The sequence below is a fragment of the Pseudalkalibacillus sp. NRS-1564 genome (assembly GCF_050467905.1).
Classification (GTDB): domain Bacteria; phylum Bacillota; class Bacilli; order Bacillales; family Guptibacillaceae; genus Guptibacillus; species Guptibacillus hwajinpoensis_B.
On record NZ_JBITPM010000015.1, the window covers coordinates 176,097 to 192,596 of the forward strand.

The 16,500-nt window shown below is 41.8% G+C and carries 14 protein-coding genes; 9 read left to right on the top strand and 5 right to left on the bottom strand.

Annotated elements, in window-relative coordinates; all coding sequences use genetic code 11:
* The first annotated feature begins 7 nt into the window (after positions 1-7).
* Positions 8-1,441, top strand: a complete 1,434-nt coding sequence (locus ACIFPW_RS08300) for an aldehyde dehydrogenase family protein (RefSeq protein WP_430243429.1) — start codon at positions 8-10, stop codon at positions 1,439-1,441.
* A gap of 97 nt (positions 1,442-1,538) precedes the next feature.
* The gene (locus tag ACIFPW_RS08305) at positions 1,539-2,447 is read left to right on the top strand and encodes an AEC family transporter (protein WP_430243431.1); all 909 of its coding nucleotides are present in this window, start codon (positions 1,539-1,541) and stop codon (positions 2,445-2,447) included.
* A gap of 90 nt (positions 2,448-2,537) precedes the next feature.
* Here ACIFPW_RS08305 and ACIFPW_RS08310 read toward each other — a convergent pair whose 3' ends face one another.
* The 3 genes from ACIFPW_RS08310 to ahlS all read right to left on the bottom strand — a co-directional run bounded on the left by ACIFPW_RS08310 (position 2,538) and on the right by ahlS (position 4,864).
* A complete protein-coding gene (locus tag ACIFPW_RS08310; protein ID WP_430243433.1) occupies positions 2,538-2,702 on the bottom strand; it encodes a hypothetical protein in 165 nt (54 codons plus the stop codon).
* A gap of 100 nt (positions 2,703-2,802) precedes the next feature.
* On the bottom strand, positions 2,803-4,005 hold the full coding sequence (locus ACIFPW_RS08315; protein ID WP_430243435.1) for an iron-containing alcohol dehydrogenase: 1,203 nt from the start codon (positions 4,003-4,005) through the stop codon (positions 2,803-2,805).
* Positions 4,006-4,018: 13 nt separating this feature from the next.
* The gene (gene ahlS / locus ACIFPW_RS08320) at positions 4,019-4,864 is read right to left on the bottom strand and encodes an AhlS family quorum-quenching N-acyl homoserine lactonase (protein WP_194218682.1); all 846 of its coding nucleotides are present in this window, start codon (positions 4,862-4,864) and stop codon (positions 4,019-4,021) included.
* A gap of 364 nt (positions 4,865-5,228) precedes the next feature.
* Between ahlS and ACIFPW_RS08325 the strand changes: the two genes are divergently transcribed.
* From ACIFPW_RS08325 to ACIFPW_RS08335, 3 genes are all read left to right on the top strand, one after another.
* Positions 5,229-6,902: a sigma 54-interacting transcriptional regulator gene (locus tag ACIFPW_RS08325; protein WP_430243437.1), complete on the top strand. Its 1,674-nt coding sequence runs from the start codon at positions 5,229-5,231 to the stop codon at positions 6,900-6,902.
* Positions 6,903-7,008: 106 nt separating this feature from the next.
* Positions 7,009-7,626 carry a pyroglutamyl-peptidase I gene (gene pcp, locus ACIFPW_RS08330; RefSeq protein WP_430243439.1) on the top strand — a complete coding sequence of 206 codons (618 nt, stop codon included), beginning with the start codon at positions 7,009-7,011 and terminating at the stop codon, positions 7,624-7,626.
* Between the two features lie 58 nt (positions 7,627-7,684).
* Positions 7,685-7,984 (top strand): TIGR04104 family putative zinc finger protein, encoded by a 300-nt coding sequence (locus ACIFPW_RS08335; RefSeq protein ID WP_430243441.1) that lies wholly within the window; start codon positions 7,685-7,687, stop codon positions 7,982-7,984.
* A gap of 65 nt (positions 7,985-8,049) precedes the next feature.
* On the opposite strand, the gene ACIFPW_RS08340 is transcribed toward ACIFPW_RS08335, so the two are convergent.
* Complete coding sequence (locus ACIFPW_RS08340) at positions 8,050-9,888, bottom strand: diguanylate cyclase (RefSeq protein ID WP_430243443.1); 1,839 nt, start codon at positions 9,886-9,888, stop codon at positions 8,050-8,052.
* A 177-nt stretch (positions 9,889-10,065) separates the two neighbouring features.
* Complete coding sequence (locus tag ACIFPW_RS08345) at positions 10,066-10,656, bottom strand: DUF5317 domain-containing protein (protein WP_430243444.1); 591 nt, start codon at positions 10,654-10,656, stop codon at positions 10,066-10,068.
* A gap of 285 nt (positions 10,657-10,941) precedes the next feature.
* Here ACIFPW_RS08345 and ACIFPW_RS08350 point away from each other — a divergent pair, with 285 nt between their 5' ends.
* From ACIFPW_RS08350 to ACIFPW_RS08365, 4 genes are all read left to right on the top strand, one after another.
* Positions 10,942-11,868, top strand: coding sequence for an ROK family protein (locus tag ACIFPW_RS08350; RefSeq protein ID WP_430243446.1), 927 nt, complete (start codon positions 10,942-10,944; stop codon positions 11,866-11,868).
* A gap of 12 nt (positions 11,869-11,880) precedes the next feature.
* Positions 11,881-12,843 carry a mannose-6-phosphate isomerase, class I gene (gene manA / locus ACIFPW_RS08355; RefSeq protein ID WP_430243448.1) on the top strand — a complete coding sequence of 321 codons (963 nt, stop codon included), beginning with the start codon at positions 11,881-11,883 and terminating at the stop codon, positions 12,841-12,843.
* Positions 12,844-12,990: 147 nt separating this feature from the next.
* Entirely contained in the window at positions 12,991-14,727 is a 1,737-nt protein-coding gene (locus ACIFPW_RS08360; RefSeq protein ID WP_430243450.1) for an ABC transporter ATP-binding protein, read from the top strand.
* Complete coding sequence (locus tag ACIFPW_RS08365; protein WP_430243460.1) at positions 14,672-16,468, top strand: ABC transporter ATP-binding protein; 1,797 nt, start codon at positions 14,672-14,674, stop codon at positions 16,466-16,468. The genes ACIFPW_RS08360 and ACIFPW_RS08365 overlap by 56 nt, the downstream gene beginning before the upstream one ends.
* Positions 16,469-16,500 lie beyond the last annotated feature (32 nt).

Sequence of the window (16,500 nt, forward strand, 5' to 3'; positions counted from 1 at the left end):
TGTTAAAGTGACAACGCAAACTTCAGTACGAACGTACGGATTATACATTAATGGAGAATGGCGAGAAAAAACGACAACAGATGATGTACTAAATAAATATACACAAGAAGTAGCTGCCAAAACGGCTGCCGCTGAAGAACAGGATGTTAAAGGTGCGGTCCAAGCTGCCAAAGAAGCTTTGAAAACCTCTTTTTCTCCTTATGATCGATATACGGTACTTATTAAAGCAGCTGCAACGCTCAGAGCTCGTCAAGATGAACTAGGTGTAGTGCTGGCGAAAGAAGTCGGAAAACCATTAGCCGAGTGTAAGGGTGAAGTAGGAAGAGCTGCTTTAACTCTGGAGGTTTCAGCAGAGGAAGCCAAACGGATTCACGGCGAAGGAATCCCAGTGGAGTCAGCGCCAGGGTCTGAACAGCGTCAAGCTTATACAAAACGGTTTCCGATTGGGGTTGTCGCAGCGATTACGCCGTTTAACGTGCCGCTAAATCTTGTCTGCCACAAAATTGGCCCAGCGCTAGCCGCCGGGAATAGCGTTGTACTAAAACCAGCTGAAGTTACGCCAGTTTGTGCGATTTTGTTAACAGAGATTATGGAAGAAGCAGGTCTTCCGGCAGGCCGCCTGAACCTTGTCACTGGGGACGGGGCAACGGTAGGTGAATGGCTACTATCTAACCAGGACGTGAACATGTTTACATTTACGGGAAGCCCTCGCGTTGGTCAGCATATTCGCGAAAAAGCTGGTTTACGTAAAGTAGCGCTTGAGTTAGGAAATAACTCCGCAACAATTGTGCACCACGATGCAGATCTTGAAACAGCTGCTACTCAGTCCGCACAGAAAAGTTTTAATAACGCTGGCCAGGTTTGTATTTCTGTTCAACGCGTTTATGTTCATGAAGATGTTTATGAGCCGTTCCTTGCAAAAATGAAGGAAGTAACAGAAGGCCTTGTTTTAGGAGATCCAATGGATCAGGCAACCGATGTTGGGCCGATGATCGCTGAGCGTGAAGCCATTCGTGTAGAAAGTTGGGTGAACGAAGCGGTTGAGCAGGGAGCTACTGTTGAAACAGGCGGAGAAAGAAATGGCGTCTTCTACCAACCTACTATTCTTTCAAATGTAAATGATAATATGAAAGTATGTCGCCAGGAAGTTTTTGGACCAGTCGTTGCCGTAAGCACGTACCGTTCCACAGATGAAGTGATTGCGAGAGTGAATGATTCAGAATATGGCCTTCAAGCTGGCCTATTCACGAACGACCTAGCGTTTACGTTAAAAGCGATCAATGAGGTACATGTGGGTGGACTGATTATTAACGATACGTCAGGTTATCGCGTTGACCATATGCCATATGGTGGTGTGAAGAAAAGCGGAACGGGAAAAGAAGGTCCACGCTATGCGATTGAAGAAATGACAGAAGAAAAAATTATCGTTTTTAACGGATAAGCGAAGAAAGGGGGCTGATTTTATCAGTTCCCTTTCATCCTGTTTTATTCGTATTCCAGGGCACGCTATCCTTTTAAGAAGCTGAAGGAGAATGAAGATGTCGATCATAACCATATTGCTTCCGATCTTCTTCGTATTTGGAGTCGGATATATTGCGCAACGTTTTCTTAACTTGGAGACAAGGGTGCTTTCAAACCTCGCTTTATATGTCCTCGTTCCGCTTCTCGTTTTTCGAACATTTTTTGAGCAAGAAATTGATTCCTCCTATGGTTATTTGTCGATCTACATGCTTGGACTTTGCTTTGCGCTAATTGGGATCGTGAGCATTCTCTCAAAACTATATGGCTATACCGAATCAGAACGATGCGGATTGGTTTTATCGAGCGCGTTTATGAATAACGGAAATTACGGAACTCCGCTTGTTCTCTTTCTGTTTGGGGCAGTCGGGATGGAAACAGCGATTGTTTTAATGGTATTGCAGCAACTGTTAATGAGCACACTTGGCGTATATTATGCCGCAAAGGGAAGTCCGGACCACGATGGGATAAAGGCAGCTTTAAAAGCTGTTAGGAAAATGCCGATGGTTTACGGCGCCATTGTCGGGCTGTTGTTTCAATGGTTACATCTTCCTTTGGGTACCATAAGTGATGGCGTGGATTTAATTGCGGATGCGGCTATTCCCGTTATTATGGTGACGCTTGGTATGCAGCTTGCGAACATTCGTATTCGGGCGATTGACTGGCGCAAGCTATCAACGGCACTATCACTTAAGCTTATGGTTGCTCCGCTGATTGCCGCTGGCATTGTGCTTCTTATGCCTGTTGATCCATTAACAAAGCAAATTATGATAATAATGGCTGCTACCCCAACTGCCGCGAACACGACAATGTACGCGATTCAGTTTCATACTGAACCCCAAAACGTTTCAAGCGCAACGCTTGTTTCCACTGTGTCGAGCTTAGCGACGATGCCGGTGGTCATTTATTTAGCGACGACGTTTGTATAAAGTGGGGGGTCAGGCGCGAGCCTGACCCCCACTACAAACAAAAAAGGCGAAAGTGTCCACTCACAGCGGACACTTTCGCCTTTTTGATCATCAAATAAATGAAGCAATCAATAATGCGAGAAAGATAAGCGAGATTAATCCAAGAAAGATCACGCCCATTTTGCGAATAGCAGGAGGGAATTGATCGGATAGCGGTACTCGTATAAGAAAAATCATGATGGTAACTGATAGAATAAGAAGTAGAAAGTAACCCAAGAGTGACACCACCTAATTCATTTTTAATTGGTGTTCCCTATGATAGGTGAAATCAATCATTAAGCCCGCTGCGTAAGCGGGCTTAATAACTTGAATGACTTTATGGATGTTGAATAGTAGTAGGGGATGCTTCTACAATTTCTCCCTTAAATGCTGATTGATAGATCGCGCGAATATCATCCTCATGAAGAGGGAGAGGGCTTCTTGCAAGCAATCTTTTTTGTTTCAGGCCATCTTCTGTTAAGTACTCCAGGGCGTTAGCTGGAATGTCGAATCCACCAAGAGTACTTGGGATGCCAACGTCTTGAACGAGTCTTTCTAGCATTCGTACGCACTCATACGAGGCTTCTTCTTCTGAAAGGAATTGTGAGTTACCGCCAAGCGCATTCAGAATATCTCCCATTCGTTTCGGACAGCTTTTCCGAATATATCCCATCAAGTAAGGAAGAAGAACGGCATTGGAATCACCATGAGCGATATGAAATTGCCCTCCAAGAGGATAGGCAAGAGCATGAACTCCTGCTACGCCAGCATTAAAAAAGGCAAGGCCAGCGATATAGCTTCCGTTACTCATATTGATTCGTGCTTCGCGGTCTTCACCATCCGAAACAGCACGTCTGATCGAGCGACTAATTAACCTAATTGCTTGGAGAGAGAGGGCATCCGTTGTCGGGCTAGCGTTAATCGAAACATAAGCCTCAATCGCATGCGTAAGCGCATCGACACCGGTTGCTGCAGTCACTTTTGCAGGAACGGAAACGGTTAACTCGGGATCAACGATGGCTGCATCAGCTAGAAGATAGTCGTGTGTGACGACATCTTTTGTGCTTTTGAGTGAAAGAACAGATATATTTGTAACCTCTGACCCGGTACCGGCAGTTGTTGGAATTAATATTTTTGGCAAACCTTTATCGGTTATCTGTCTGCTTCCTGATAAGTTGAGGTAGTCAGAAACAGAACCTTCATGTACTGACAGAACAGCTGTTAATTTCGCGAGATCTAGCGCACTTCCTCCTCCGAGTCCTATAACGAGGTCAAATGCATTTTCTTTCGTATAGTTGACGAGTCTTTCGCCGATGGCAAGCGGTGGCTCTGGCTGTATATCAGTATATATATCGACTGAATATCCGGCCTCTTTTAAAGGAATGCTGACGCGATCTACGATACCGATATCATTTAATACAGGGTCAGTTACGACCAAAATTCGCTTTGCAGTATATTTTTTAACTTCAGGTAAGAGTTGTGCAAGTGATCCCCAACCAGTGTAGCTTAGTGGGGTGAAGACGAGTTTGGAAAAAGTCATTCAGATCCTCCTTTTATTCGTAGTAGCCTTCTGTTGATTTACGGAAATTATTAAACTGGTTTGAGTCATGACCGAACCATACCTGACTATTCGTTTCCTTTGCGAGGCGTCGGATTTTTTCTACTGAAGCTGCGTAGCCGAGAGAATCATAGATAATGCCAGGTGGTTTGATCGGTGGCCCAAAACTTTCGGCTGTATACACGGCATCTGAGGCGAGAATGATTCCACCGGTTTCCGGCATCTGAATATGCAGACCAATCATTCCCCAGGCGTGCCCACTGCCAAAGTTTAATACTTTAATACCTTCTGCAAGTTGCACATTGTCTTCATTTCGCTTAATGGTTTGCCACTGAAGATTGTTTTTAATCCATGCATCAATATCACCCCAAATATAGGCGCCTTCTTTCTGATTACGCGCATAGGACTGAAGCGTTCCGTTCAATTCATCTTCATGAACAATAATGGTAGCGTTCGTAAACATTTCAAGACATCCTGCATGGTCAAGATGGAGATGAGAAGCGACAACGAATTTAATGTCTTCAGGACGTACATTCAGCTGCTCCAGGCGGTTATGAAGGTAGCATTCCTCGCTAGCTTTATAGGGGAAAGTTTGCTGTGTCGCTTCTGTCCAACGGCCTTCTGGTCCCATCGAATTTGGATTACAAGCTGTATCAAAAAGGATCTTGCCGGCGGGGTGATCGATTAGAACTGTGTAAATAGGGAATTCAACAAATTCAGTTTGGGCATTGGGATTCGTAATCGTAGCGGGATTGTGCATCGCAATCATCCAGTTTTTATCCATACTCATACGCCCATTATCCATTACGTACAATTTCGGGTGTTTGTTAATAATGTTCATTCATATTCCTCCTATTATGTTGGTTTAAATTGTGAAAAATTTCATTCAAGGGCTGAGACGCTAGCCTTTTAACGCTAAGGGTATTGAGACCATACAGATGATCTTTGGAATACTTCTTTCTTAAGTAATGGTCTGGTATGGGTGCGTTCAGATAGCACAGTTAGCTCTTTCCTTACGACTTTTAGTGATGCAAGTTTGGTGCCAACTTTTAAAAGCTGACAACATAGCCTTTTTAGACAAATCATCAATTGTTAGGTGATTTTTTTCACCAGTAGGCAGGTGTTTGTCTGAATAGATTGAATATTTAAGTGGTGACGTAGTTCACCATAAGTTGATAAATTTCACCATTTGAGAGGTGGGTTTTATGCTGAATGTAGCCAAAACAACTGGTTGGGAAGAGGTCTTTTCTTCCTTACACAATGGGGTTGTTATGATAGATCGAGAAGAACGAATTATTTACATGAATGGATCAGCTGAAGACCTTCTTCGTGTACAGCATTGGAAAGGGGCAACTATTCGTGCTTTCGTTCCAAATTCAAGAATCAGCGAAGTACTTGAAAACGAGCATAGTTTAATAGGTGAACGTCTGCATCTGTTTGATCGTGAATGTGTTGTCAATCGAACGCCTCTATATCAGGACGAAGAGCTTATTGGCGTCATTAGTATCATTCAGGATATTACGGAAGTGAAACACTACCGCGATTTGCTGCGACAGTTTGAATCAATTATTGAGTTTTCGACAGACGGATTATATGTTGTGGATAAAGAGGGAACGACGATTTACGTTAACTCAGCATATGAAGAAATGACCGGCTTTCCGCGCTCTGAATTAATTGGGCGACATATGAAAGATTTAATGCAAGAAGGGTATATCGATCAGTCCGTTTCTTTGCTTGTACTAAAAGAAAAAGAGCGGGTGTCCATTCTACAAAAAATCGGGGGTAAGAAGGACGTTATCGTGACGGGAAGTCCGGTTTTTGATGAGAATCACGAGATCGAATTGGTGGTAACAAGCGTAAGAGATATCACACAATTAAACGGTTTGCGCTCTGAGCTTGATCGTGCCAAAACTTTCTCCGAGTTGAATCAAAATAGGTATTCCCTTCAATTGAAAGGGGTAGCTGACAAGGTTGTTTTTCGAAGTAAAGAAATGGGCCTCATTTACGAGAAAGTACAACAGGTAGCTCCATACCCTACAAGCATATTATTAACTGGAGAATCAGGCGTAGGTAAAGAAGTTGTGGCTAATTTAATTCACTATGAAAGTGATCGGAAGGACAAGCCTTTTATTAAAGTGAACTGTGGAGCTATCCCTGAACATTTATTAGAATCAGAGTTATTTGGTTATGAGTCAGGCGCGTTCACTGGAGCGCGTAAGGAAGGAAAAATCGGTTTGCTCGAATTGGCCCAGGGTGGGACGGTTATGCTTGATGAAGTAGGGGAGATGCCTGTTTCTCTCCAAGTGAAACTTCTCAGGGTTTTACAAGAGAGCGAGTTTTATCGGATTGGTGGAAATAAACCGATTAAACTTGATATTCGGATCATCTCTGCTACAAATAAACAGTTGTTAGAAGAAATCGAGAAAGGTTCATTTCGCGAAGATTTTTATTACAGGCTTCAAGTTATTGAGATTTCTATTCCTCCGTTAGCTGATCGTGTCCATGATATTGAAGTATTGGTAGATCATTTCTTTTCTTATTTCTGTTCGAAATATCATATTGAAAAACGGATGACTAAGGAAACACGTAGCGCCTTGCTTACTTATCGCTGGCCTGGAAACGTTCGAGAACTGAAAAATATGATTGAAAGCCTTGTCGTATCTGTTCCTACCATCTCTATTGAACCGCATCATTTACCAGTCCATATTACGGATTATCGTATAAAAGGGAGCGAACCACTTTCATTGAAAGAGCGAGTAGGAAGTTTTGAAAAGAGAATCATATTAGATACGATTCAACAACATCCATCTCTTCGTTCTGCAGCTAAGGAATTAAGGATTGATCATTCGACGCTTGTGAAGAAAATGAAAAGGTGGTAAAAAATGACTATAATTTGAAGGTTAAACCGGTTTGAAAGAGGTAATAGAAAGATGAGTGTTCAGATTATTTGGAGTAATTTGTTATTAAGCGAAAGGGGAGAAGAGAATGAGACCGCTATTGTTGACTGGTTTTGAGCCTTTTCTTGAACATCGTCATAATCCAACTGAGCAAATCGTCAAGGAATTGGATGAGGAAGTGATAGGAGGCTATGAAATTATCTCACGTGTTCTTCCTGTTGATTATGAGCGAGCATCAGAAATGCTGATTGAGTATGTTGAACAATGTGAACCGATTGCTGTGATCATGCTTGGACTTGCCGCTGACCGAACAAAAGTAACGCCTGAGCGAATTGCAATTAATGTGAATGATAGTGTAGAAGATAATGTGGGGCGTGCGCCGGAAGATCAGCCAATCGTGGAAGGTGGACCGGCAGCTTATTTCTCAACTCTTCCTATTAAAAAGATGACTGAGGCACTTGTACAAAATGGTATACCTGCAGAAATATCCAATACAGCTGGAACTTATTTATGTAACAACGTGATGTATAGCGTTTTGTATGCACTTGAACAAAAAGACAGCGATATCCCAGCAGGATTCATTCATGTTCCACCTACATTCGAGATGACGCTCCATCATTCAGCACATACTGGTTTTCCGTTCACTAGCATACGAGACGCCATTAAGATTATGATTCATGCTTTATCGGATTTAGAAGGAGATTAACAGAATTTTGAAACTCGCATGACGTTGAGTTCGTATAAGTAGTATGGGGGTCATAAAAATGACAACTTGTCAGCAATGTCATTCGGAGTGGACGTGGAAAGAATCGTTCCTTATGGTGTTTTCGTTTAAAAAAGCTGTTGTCTGTCCCTATTGTGATAAGGAACAGTATTTAACACGTCGGGCAAGGAATAATTTATCTGTTATTCCAAGTATTGTTGCGCTTCTATGGTTACCAATGATCGCATTCCAAGTTCCCATTTCAGTCATTATCCCAATCGAAGTCGTGATGGCGATTGGTACGGTCTTCATCCTTCCATATTTTTTTGAAGTAACTGATCATAATGAGCCGTTATGGTAGCGAAAATAAAATGTGAAGCGTTTCTAACGGAAACAAAAAAAGCGAATGCAGCCACATTCGCTTTTTTAAATGCTGATTTTGTTTGGTTGTTCAATTGAATGTTTGTGCAGTGGACTTGAATGAATCACCTCAATAAACTCATGAACAAGTTCAGGATCAAACTGCGTTTCAGCACATTTTTGTAATTCGTCTATCGCTTCACTAATTGACTTTGTTTTTTGATAGGGGCGCTCAGTCGTCATGGCATCAAATGAATCGATAATTGTTAACATGCGAACAAGTCGAGGGATTTCTTGTCCGCTTAATCCGTACGGATAGCCTTTCCCGTCATAACGTTCGTGATGAAGTTCAACGAGTGGAAGAAGATCAGCTAGCTCGCGGTTTGTTGATACAATTTCCCTCCCCCAAATGACATGTTTCTGAACCATCTCCCACTCATCCTTCGTAAGCTTTCCTTTTTTGTTGATAACGTCACGAGGAATCTCAAGCTTTCCGATGTCATGAATGAGTGCTCCCATAACAAGTATTTTCTGATCATTGCTATTCAAGTTAAGCTTGTTGCTGAACTCAATCGCATATTCATAAACTCTTCTGCTATGTTTGTACGTGTACACATCTTTATAAAGAAAGATTTTTAGCTGCTGCTCCAATAATTCCATTTCTTTGTTATTATAAAAGGTTTTAGCAGGTACATTATCAGCGTCAAAAATACAAACGTTGTTCTTTCCTTTAGTCTTGGCATAGTACATCGCTTGATCGGCTTTTTCAAGGACTTCTGAGGAATCGTACATGTCCTGGTTGTATTGGATGATTCCTGCAGAAAACGAGAGACAGCCGTGTGGAAGCACTTCGACTCCTTCGAAATATTGATCATTGATGTCTTTTCGAAAGTGATTGATGAATTGATAGGCTTCGAGTTCCGTCTTACCAGGCATTAGCAGTGCAAACTCTTCTCCTCCATAGCGAGCAGCTGTAAACGCGTCGCTCGCACTCTTTTTCAATTCTGCTCCGAAGTGTTTAAGAAGCTTATCTCCTTGAAGGTGCCCGTGCTGATCATTGTATTTCTTGAAGTCATCAAGGTCGATCAAACCGATTGATAGAGGCAGATTTGCTAGTTTTGCTGTTTTGATTTCTTCTTCCAAAAGAGATTTGAAATAGCCATGATTGTATAGTTCTGTTAGATGATCAACGTCCGCTTTTTGGGATACTTCTTGATAGAGCTCAAAATATTGTTTGAAGGAAATGGAGAGTAGCACGGCTACAGTTAGAAATAATAGAACGCCAAGTATAATTTGCTGCTTCATGAGTAGGACAAGATTCAATGAAAGGATTAACGTGATTAAATAGCTTGAGATGGTTTCCTTTAACATTCCTTTAACAATATGAAGAAGATTCTCGGTGGCGGTTAAAACAAAGAAAAACCCAATGAATAACACGTTCAGTAGAAAATAAACGCTAAGCGAAAGCATATACGAAGTTACGTTAAAAAATGATAGTGTTCCGAGATTTCCACCAAAAAGAAAGAAAGCTTCATACGTTCCAATAATCATGATGCTATAAATAGAGAAATTAAATATATGCTTCCACCAAACAACGCTTTTTTTATACAGAGCATAGATGATCGAGGTTAGTAACAAGATGGTTAGCGCCATATGAATACCAAATACAAATAGGACTGCCAAATAGATCGCTGAATCCATTGATAGGGAATTGCCGCTTGGTGGCAATAGAATTGTATAGTGATTCAATAGTAAAATTGCCGCTACAAACGTGAAGGCCAGACTCCAGTTAAGAGGTGTATATGTCAAGAAGTACTGAGTGAGAAATAAAGAAATCCCTGTGATAGATGCCAGTGTAATATACACGCTTACAACATTAGTGAATTTCTGAAATATGCCCTTCATGTCTCAATCACTCTCATTTAAATTTAGTTTTTTAGGAGAAGCAATGCCTCTCCATCTTGATTAAACCAATTTAAATCCAGAAGTTAGTGCGATAACAGCAGTAGTAATGATAGCGATATTCACAAGGATGCCTGTTAGCTTAATGCCCTCTTTACGTTCCATGAACGTCACCTCCCTTCATATTCCTTTTTGAGGCGCAGGTGATTTGATGAGGTCTTCTGGATGTTTGGACTTAACCATAACGCGCTGGATGAAAATAAAAATACCAATGTTCATAATGATGTCGCCAATACTAATGACTTGATCTTTTGGATAAGGGTCAGTAATAGGAATGATATCACCGAGAAACCCAAAGGCAGTACTGTCGGTTAGGACTGCATGTTTTCCATAGAGACCATTTTTGATGGCTTCTGCATATGCAGGATCAAGTATGTTTGCCGCTTCAAGTGATACCGGCATTCGCCCTCCATTGATCGCCATTACGATAAAGTTAAGGAGCACTCCTATGAAAAGAAGCATAATGCCGATGTTCATTTTACGATTTAACCAAAGAAAAATGAGTCCTACAATATAAATAACCATAAATAGTGGTGCGCTCAGCGTGCCGAGCCAGGAATAGGAAGATTGGAATGTGAAAATACCAATTTCAATAAGAAGCAACAGGGGGAAGATCCAACCTGCTTTAAAGGAAAGAAAAGCAAACCCTTTTAAGCTACCTTTGCGTAAGTACCCGACAAGAATAGATAATAAAATGCCGTCAAAAACCATTGAGTCACCCGATTTGTGTAGTTTTATTAATAGTTTAGCAGAGGCTTGGATAATTAGGAAGAATTTTCTGAAATAATATATTGATTTCCAATTTGTTAGACTAGGTGCGTTAATATTGTTGATTTCTCAATGCTTGGATCATTGATATAGCCATCTTATAACTTTGTCTTCATTCTAGTTCTTTCATATCTAAAATTGGAGATTCTATCGTAATCGCTGTTTCGTTTCTTATAAAGTGAAAATTCGTGATAATATATAGAAAAGAAAGTTTGGGGAGGTAGGATGTTGGAAAATGTATATATAGGAGTTGACCTTGGCGGTACAAATCTCCGCGTCGGTCTCGTAGACGAGAGCGGACGAATACTACAAGTAAAACAAATACCTACAGAGGCAAGCTTAGGTTACGAATCGATTATAACTAGAATGGTTGAACTAATAAAAGAAGTAAAAAAAGCGTATTCAGCTGTATCTATTGGGATTGGTTCACCCGGGCCGCTTAATCCTTTTGATGGAGTTGTTGTATCACCGCCTAATCTTCCAGGTTGGCAAGATGTTCCGATTACAGAAATGGTAGAGGAAGCGATTGGTATCCCTACGTATCTTGTGAATGATGCTGACGCTGCTGCTCTTGGTGAAGCATTGTATGGAGGAGGAAAGGGTCGCGAAAGCTCATTTTACATAACTGTAAGTACGGGGATCGGTGGGGGTTACGTTCAAAATAATCGCCTTATTCAAGGCGAGCATGGCTACAGTGCTGAGGTCGGTAATATGATCATTAAGCCTGGAGGTCAAAAGCATGCCAACATGAACGCAGGATCTCTTGAAGCACTTGCTTCTGGGACGTCGATTGCAAGAGAAGGTAAGGCACGACTTGAAATTTCGGGTGGTGCTGAAGAAGTTTTTGAGCTTGCGGAACAAGAAAATGAGGAAGCTGTTGCTATTATTGACGAAGCTATGGATGCACTAGCGATAGGTATTGCGAACATCGTTCATTCTATTGATCCATCTGTTATTATACTGGGCGGTGGCGTGATGCAGGCAAAGGATATGATTCTACCACTTCTTAAAGAAAAAGTAGATTCTTATGTATACGAAGGACTACGTGGGAAAATAGAGATTGAACCAGTACATCTGCAGGATAAGGCTGGGATAATTGGTGCCGCTATGCATGGCCGGCAGAATTTTGAAAATGAAAAATATAAAGAAAATTAGGGGGCACATAGTATGTACCAACATGAACCACTTTTTCTAACGCCAGAATTTAAGGATCGTCTTTGGGGCGGCACAAAACTGAGAGATGTATTCGGCTATACGATTCCAACTGAAACGACTGGAGAATGCTGGGGGATTTCAGCTCATCAGAATGGCCCAAGTGAGGTAAGAAATGGTCCGCTTGCAGGAAAGAAGTTAAATGAAGTTTGGGATAGTCATCGTGAATTGTTCGGGAATGAAGGCGGGGAGCATTTTCCACTTTTGATTAAAATTCTGGATGCCGATCGTGATCTTTCTGTTCAGGTTCACCCTGGTGATACATATGCAAGAGAAGTAGAAGGTGAAGCCTATGGGAAAACCGAGTGCTGGTATATTATTGATTGTGATCCAGGTTCAGAACTGATATTTGGCCATCATGCACAGTCAAAAGGGTCTTTTGAAGAAATGATTGCAAAGGGTGAATGGGACAGTTTACTACGTCGTGTTCCGATTGAGCCAGGTGAATTTTATTTTGTACCAAGCGGAACCATTCACGCAATCGGTGCCGGAACGATGATTCTTGAGACTCAGCAAAGCTCTGACACAACTTATCGCGTGTACGACTATGATCGTACAGACGTAAATGGAAACACACGTGAGCTTCATATTGAACGCTCGGTTGATGTATCCACGATTCCGCATGAAGATCCGCCGTTCTCACCTGTCGTAACGGAAGAAGAAGGATTAAACCAGGTTGAGCTTGTATCATCGGAATATTTCACGGTTTATAAATGGGAACTTGATGGAGAATATTCTCTTTCGCAAGATCATCCTTATTTACTTGTTAGTGTGCTGAGTGGAGAAGGCATGATTATATCTTCAGAAACCTCTCACTCTGTTAAGCAGGGAGACCATCTAATCATCCCTGCCACAATGAAAGATTGTAAGCTAGAAGGCGATCTTGAAATGATTGTTTCTAAAAGCAATAAAGCATAGTTCTAAGCCAGCTCGAAAGTGAGCTGGCCTTTATTATTTCCGATGAATATTCGTAGGGATTATGAAAAAGCTCATTTTTGTTCGAGGCCCTAAATATCCTGTATAATATAAAATTAAGAAAAAGGATGTAGGATGAGGGAGGATGCCATGCAAAAAGTACTATCCTTTATTAAACCATACAAGGTGGCGGCGATTGTAGCGGCCCTTTTAATGCTTGTTGAATTAGCCGTTGAACTTTGGCTACCGCTATTTATGGCGGATATTATTGATAACGGTATTGCGGAGGAAAACCTTAGTGTCATTACTGAACTGGGGATCTGGATGCTTGTTTTAACGGTTGTCTCATTTATTGCTTCGATCGTTAATACTTACCTTGCTTCATACGTTAGTCAACATTTCGGCTTTGACCTCAGAAAAGCTCTCTTTGAAAAGGTACAGTCTTTCGCTTTTGCTGACTTTAACCGCTTCCCCACTTCATCTCTTTTAACAAGACTAACGAATGATGTGAATCAGGTGCAGCTCGTAGTATTTATGGGACTCCGTATTATGGTTCGAGCCCCGCTGCTTGTGGTTGGTGGGGTAATCATGGCCTTTGTTGTCGATGTACAGCTCGCCCTTCTTTTAACAGCAGCGATTCCTTTAGTCATTGTCTTTCTTTATTTTGTGATGAAAAAGGGAGTTCCGCTTTTCAGCTCAGTACAGGAAAAACTTGATCGAGTTAATGGAGTGATGAGAGAAAATCTAGTTGGCGTTAGACTCATTAAAGCTTACCTTCGAAGTAAGCATGAGCAACAAAGGTTTAAAAAAGTGAACGAGAATTTAATGAATCAAACGGTAACATCTCTTCGCTTGATTGAACTTGCTACGCCGGTACTGTTGATTCTTATGAACGTGGCAATTGTTGCCGTAATCTGGTTTGGCGGAGTGAAAGTGGTCGGTGGAACAGCGCAGGTTGGTGAAATTTCAGCCATCATTACATATGGCACACGGATTACAGTAGCGCTAACCATGTTTTCGTTTATTTTGATGCTTCTTTCACGAGCAAGAGCTTCTGCCTATCGGATGGAGGAAGTGTTGGATACAAATACGTCTTCCAAAGAAGCATTAGGTGTTCAGCCATTAGCGTTAGAGAAACTTCAGTTTCACCATGTGAGCTTTCGTTATCCCGATTCAGAGGACGATGTGCTGCGAGATATAAATTTCACTGCAGAGAAAGGACAATTCATTGGTGTCATGGGTGCGACAGGTTCAGGTAAGTCATCCATGGTTCAGCTTATTCCAAGATTGTATGAACCTGTAGAAGGTCACATTACGTTCAACGGACAGGATGAGACGGATATCGGTATTGATGAATTAAGGAGCCGTATGGGAGTGGTTCCTCAAGAAGTTGTGTTATTCAGCGGCACCATTGCTGAGAATATTCGCTGGGGAAAGGAAGATGCTACCGCTAAAGAGGTTGAAGAAGCGGCTAAAGCAGCCCAAATCCATTCGTTTATTAAGACGCTTCCTAATCAATATGAAACGGTACTTGGACAAAAAGGAATTAACCTTTCTGGAGGGCAGAAACAGCGTTTATCGATTGCGCGTGCCCTTATCCGTAATCCGGAAATCCTTATTCTTGACGACAGTACAAGTGCACTTGATCTAAAAACAGAAGCTGAGTTACAAAAAGCGTTAAGGCATCGTGAAAGCATGATTTTATTAATTGCTCAGAAAATCAGTTCAATTAAAGAGGCGGATAAAATTATTTTGCTTGAAGATGGCGCAATTATTGGAGAAGGGACTCACGAGCAACTTCTTCGGAACAATGACGTTTATCGTGAGATTTATGTGTCTCAGTACGGAGAGGAGGCATCCAATGAGTTCAAACAACAAACCCTCTAAGAAACAAGCGAGAAAGCGACCGGATGATTTGAAGGGAACTGTTGCGCGCATCTGGCGCTATTTATCGATGCAAAAAGGATTGCTTTTCCTCGTCATTGTGATGGTTCTTTTTAGTTCAGGATTTAGTCTTCTTGGGCCTTATCTAACGAGCATTGCAATTGATGAATATCTTGTACCAGCCGATTTAAATGGATTACTGCTTATTCTCGGACTATTAGTCGGTGTGTACGTATTACAATCTGCCGCTACTTTTCTCCAAAACTACTGGATGATTGGGATTGCACAAGAAACGGTCTATCGAATGCGGAAAGATCTATTTCATCACCTGCATCGTTTGCCCATTCCATTCTTCGATAAGAAGACGCACGGAGAGTTAATGAGCCGATTAACAAATGACATAGAAAATGTCAGTCGAACGTTAAATAGTTCAGTGATCCAGATCTTTTCAAGTGTGCTCACTCTTGTCGGTACGGTAGGGCTGATGTTGTGGTTAAGTCCGCTTTTAACGCTGATTACGTTCACCATCATTCCTCTTATGTTTCTCGGAATGAAGTGGATCACGAACCGGACTGGTCATTATTTTAAAGAACAGCAGCGTAATCTTGGTGAGATGAACAGTGTTATTGAAGAGACACTCTCGGGGCAGCAAATTATCAAATCATTTTCTCAAGAACAGCGCGTGCTAAAGCAGTTAGATCAAAAAAATGAAGCGCTACGCACGTCGGGATTCTGGGCGATGACCTATTCTGGTTTTATACCGAAATTGATGAACGTGTTAAATAACTTAAGCTTTTTACTCATAGCAGCGGCAGGGGGGTGGCTGTCACTTAAAGGAATGGTTTCGATCGGTGTGATTGTAGCCTTTATCCAATACTCTCGACTTTTCACCAGACCTCTAAACGATCTTGCGAATCAGTTTAATACGATACTTTCCGCGGTTGCAGGTGCTGAGCGTGTTTTTACTATTTTGGATGAGAAAGAAGAGCGTCCGGATGAGGAAAATGCAGTAGCACTGAAGCAGGTGAAAGGAAAAGTGGCGTTTCGAAATGTTTCATTTGGCTATGATAATGAAGGTTCGACGCTTACGAATATTTCTTTTGAAGCGAAGCCAGGTGAATCGATTGCGATTATTGGGCCAACTGGTGCAGGAAAAACTACCATTGTAAACTTGTTGATGCGCTTCTATGAACTGAATGGTGGCACGATTGAAGTGGATAATCATGATGTTACGAAAGTGACAAGAGAAAGCTTGCGACAAAACATGGGATTCGTTCTTCAGGACACGTTTCTTTTCAACGGAACGGTTCGGGAAAACATCCGCTACGGGAGACTGGATGCAAGCGATGAAGAAGTAGAAAAAGCAGCGCAGGTCGCTAATGCTCATACGTTTATTTCCAGGTTATCAGAAGGATATGATACTGTATTGAACCAGGATGGAGGGGGAATTAGTCATGGTCAAAGACAGCTTCTCTCCATCGCAAGAGCGGTGCTTGCCGATCCAGCGATTTTAATTCTCGATGAAGCCACGAGTAGCATTGACACACGAACTGAAATTCAAATCCAAAAAGCGCTCTGGGCGTTAATGGAAGGTAGAACGAGCTTTATTATCGCGCATCGCTTAAATACCATTCAACGAGCAGATCAAATTATCGCCCTCGATCATGGTGAAATCATTGAAAAGGGCACACATGAAGAATTGTTAGAGCAGAAAGGTTATTTGTGGGGTCAGGTCGGTACCTGACCCCCCTCAAAGACAAAACAAAGCGATTGTCC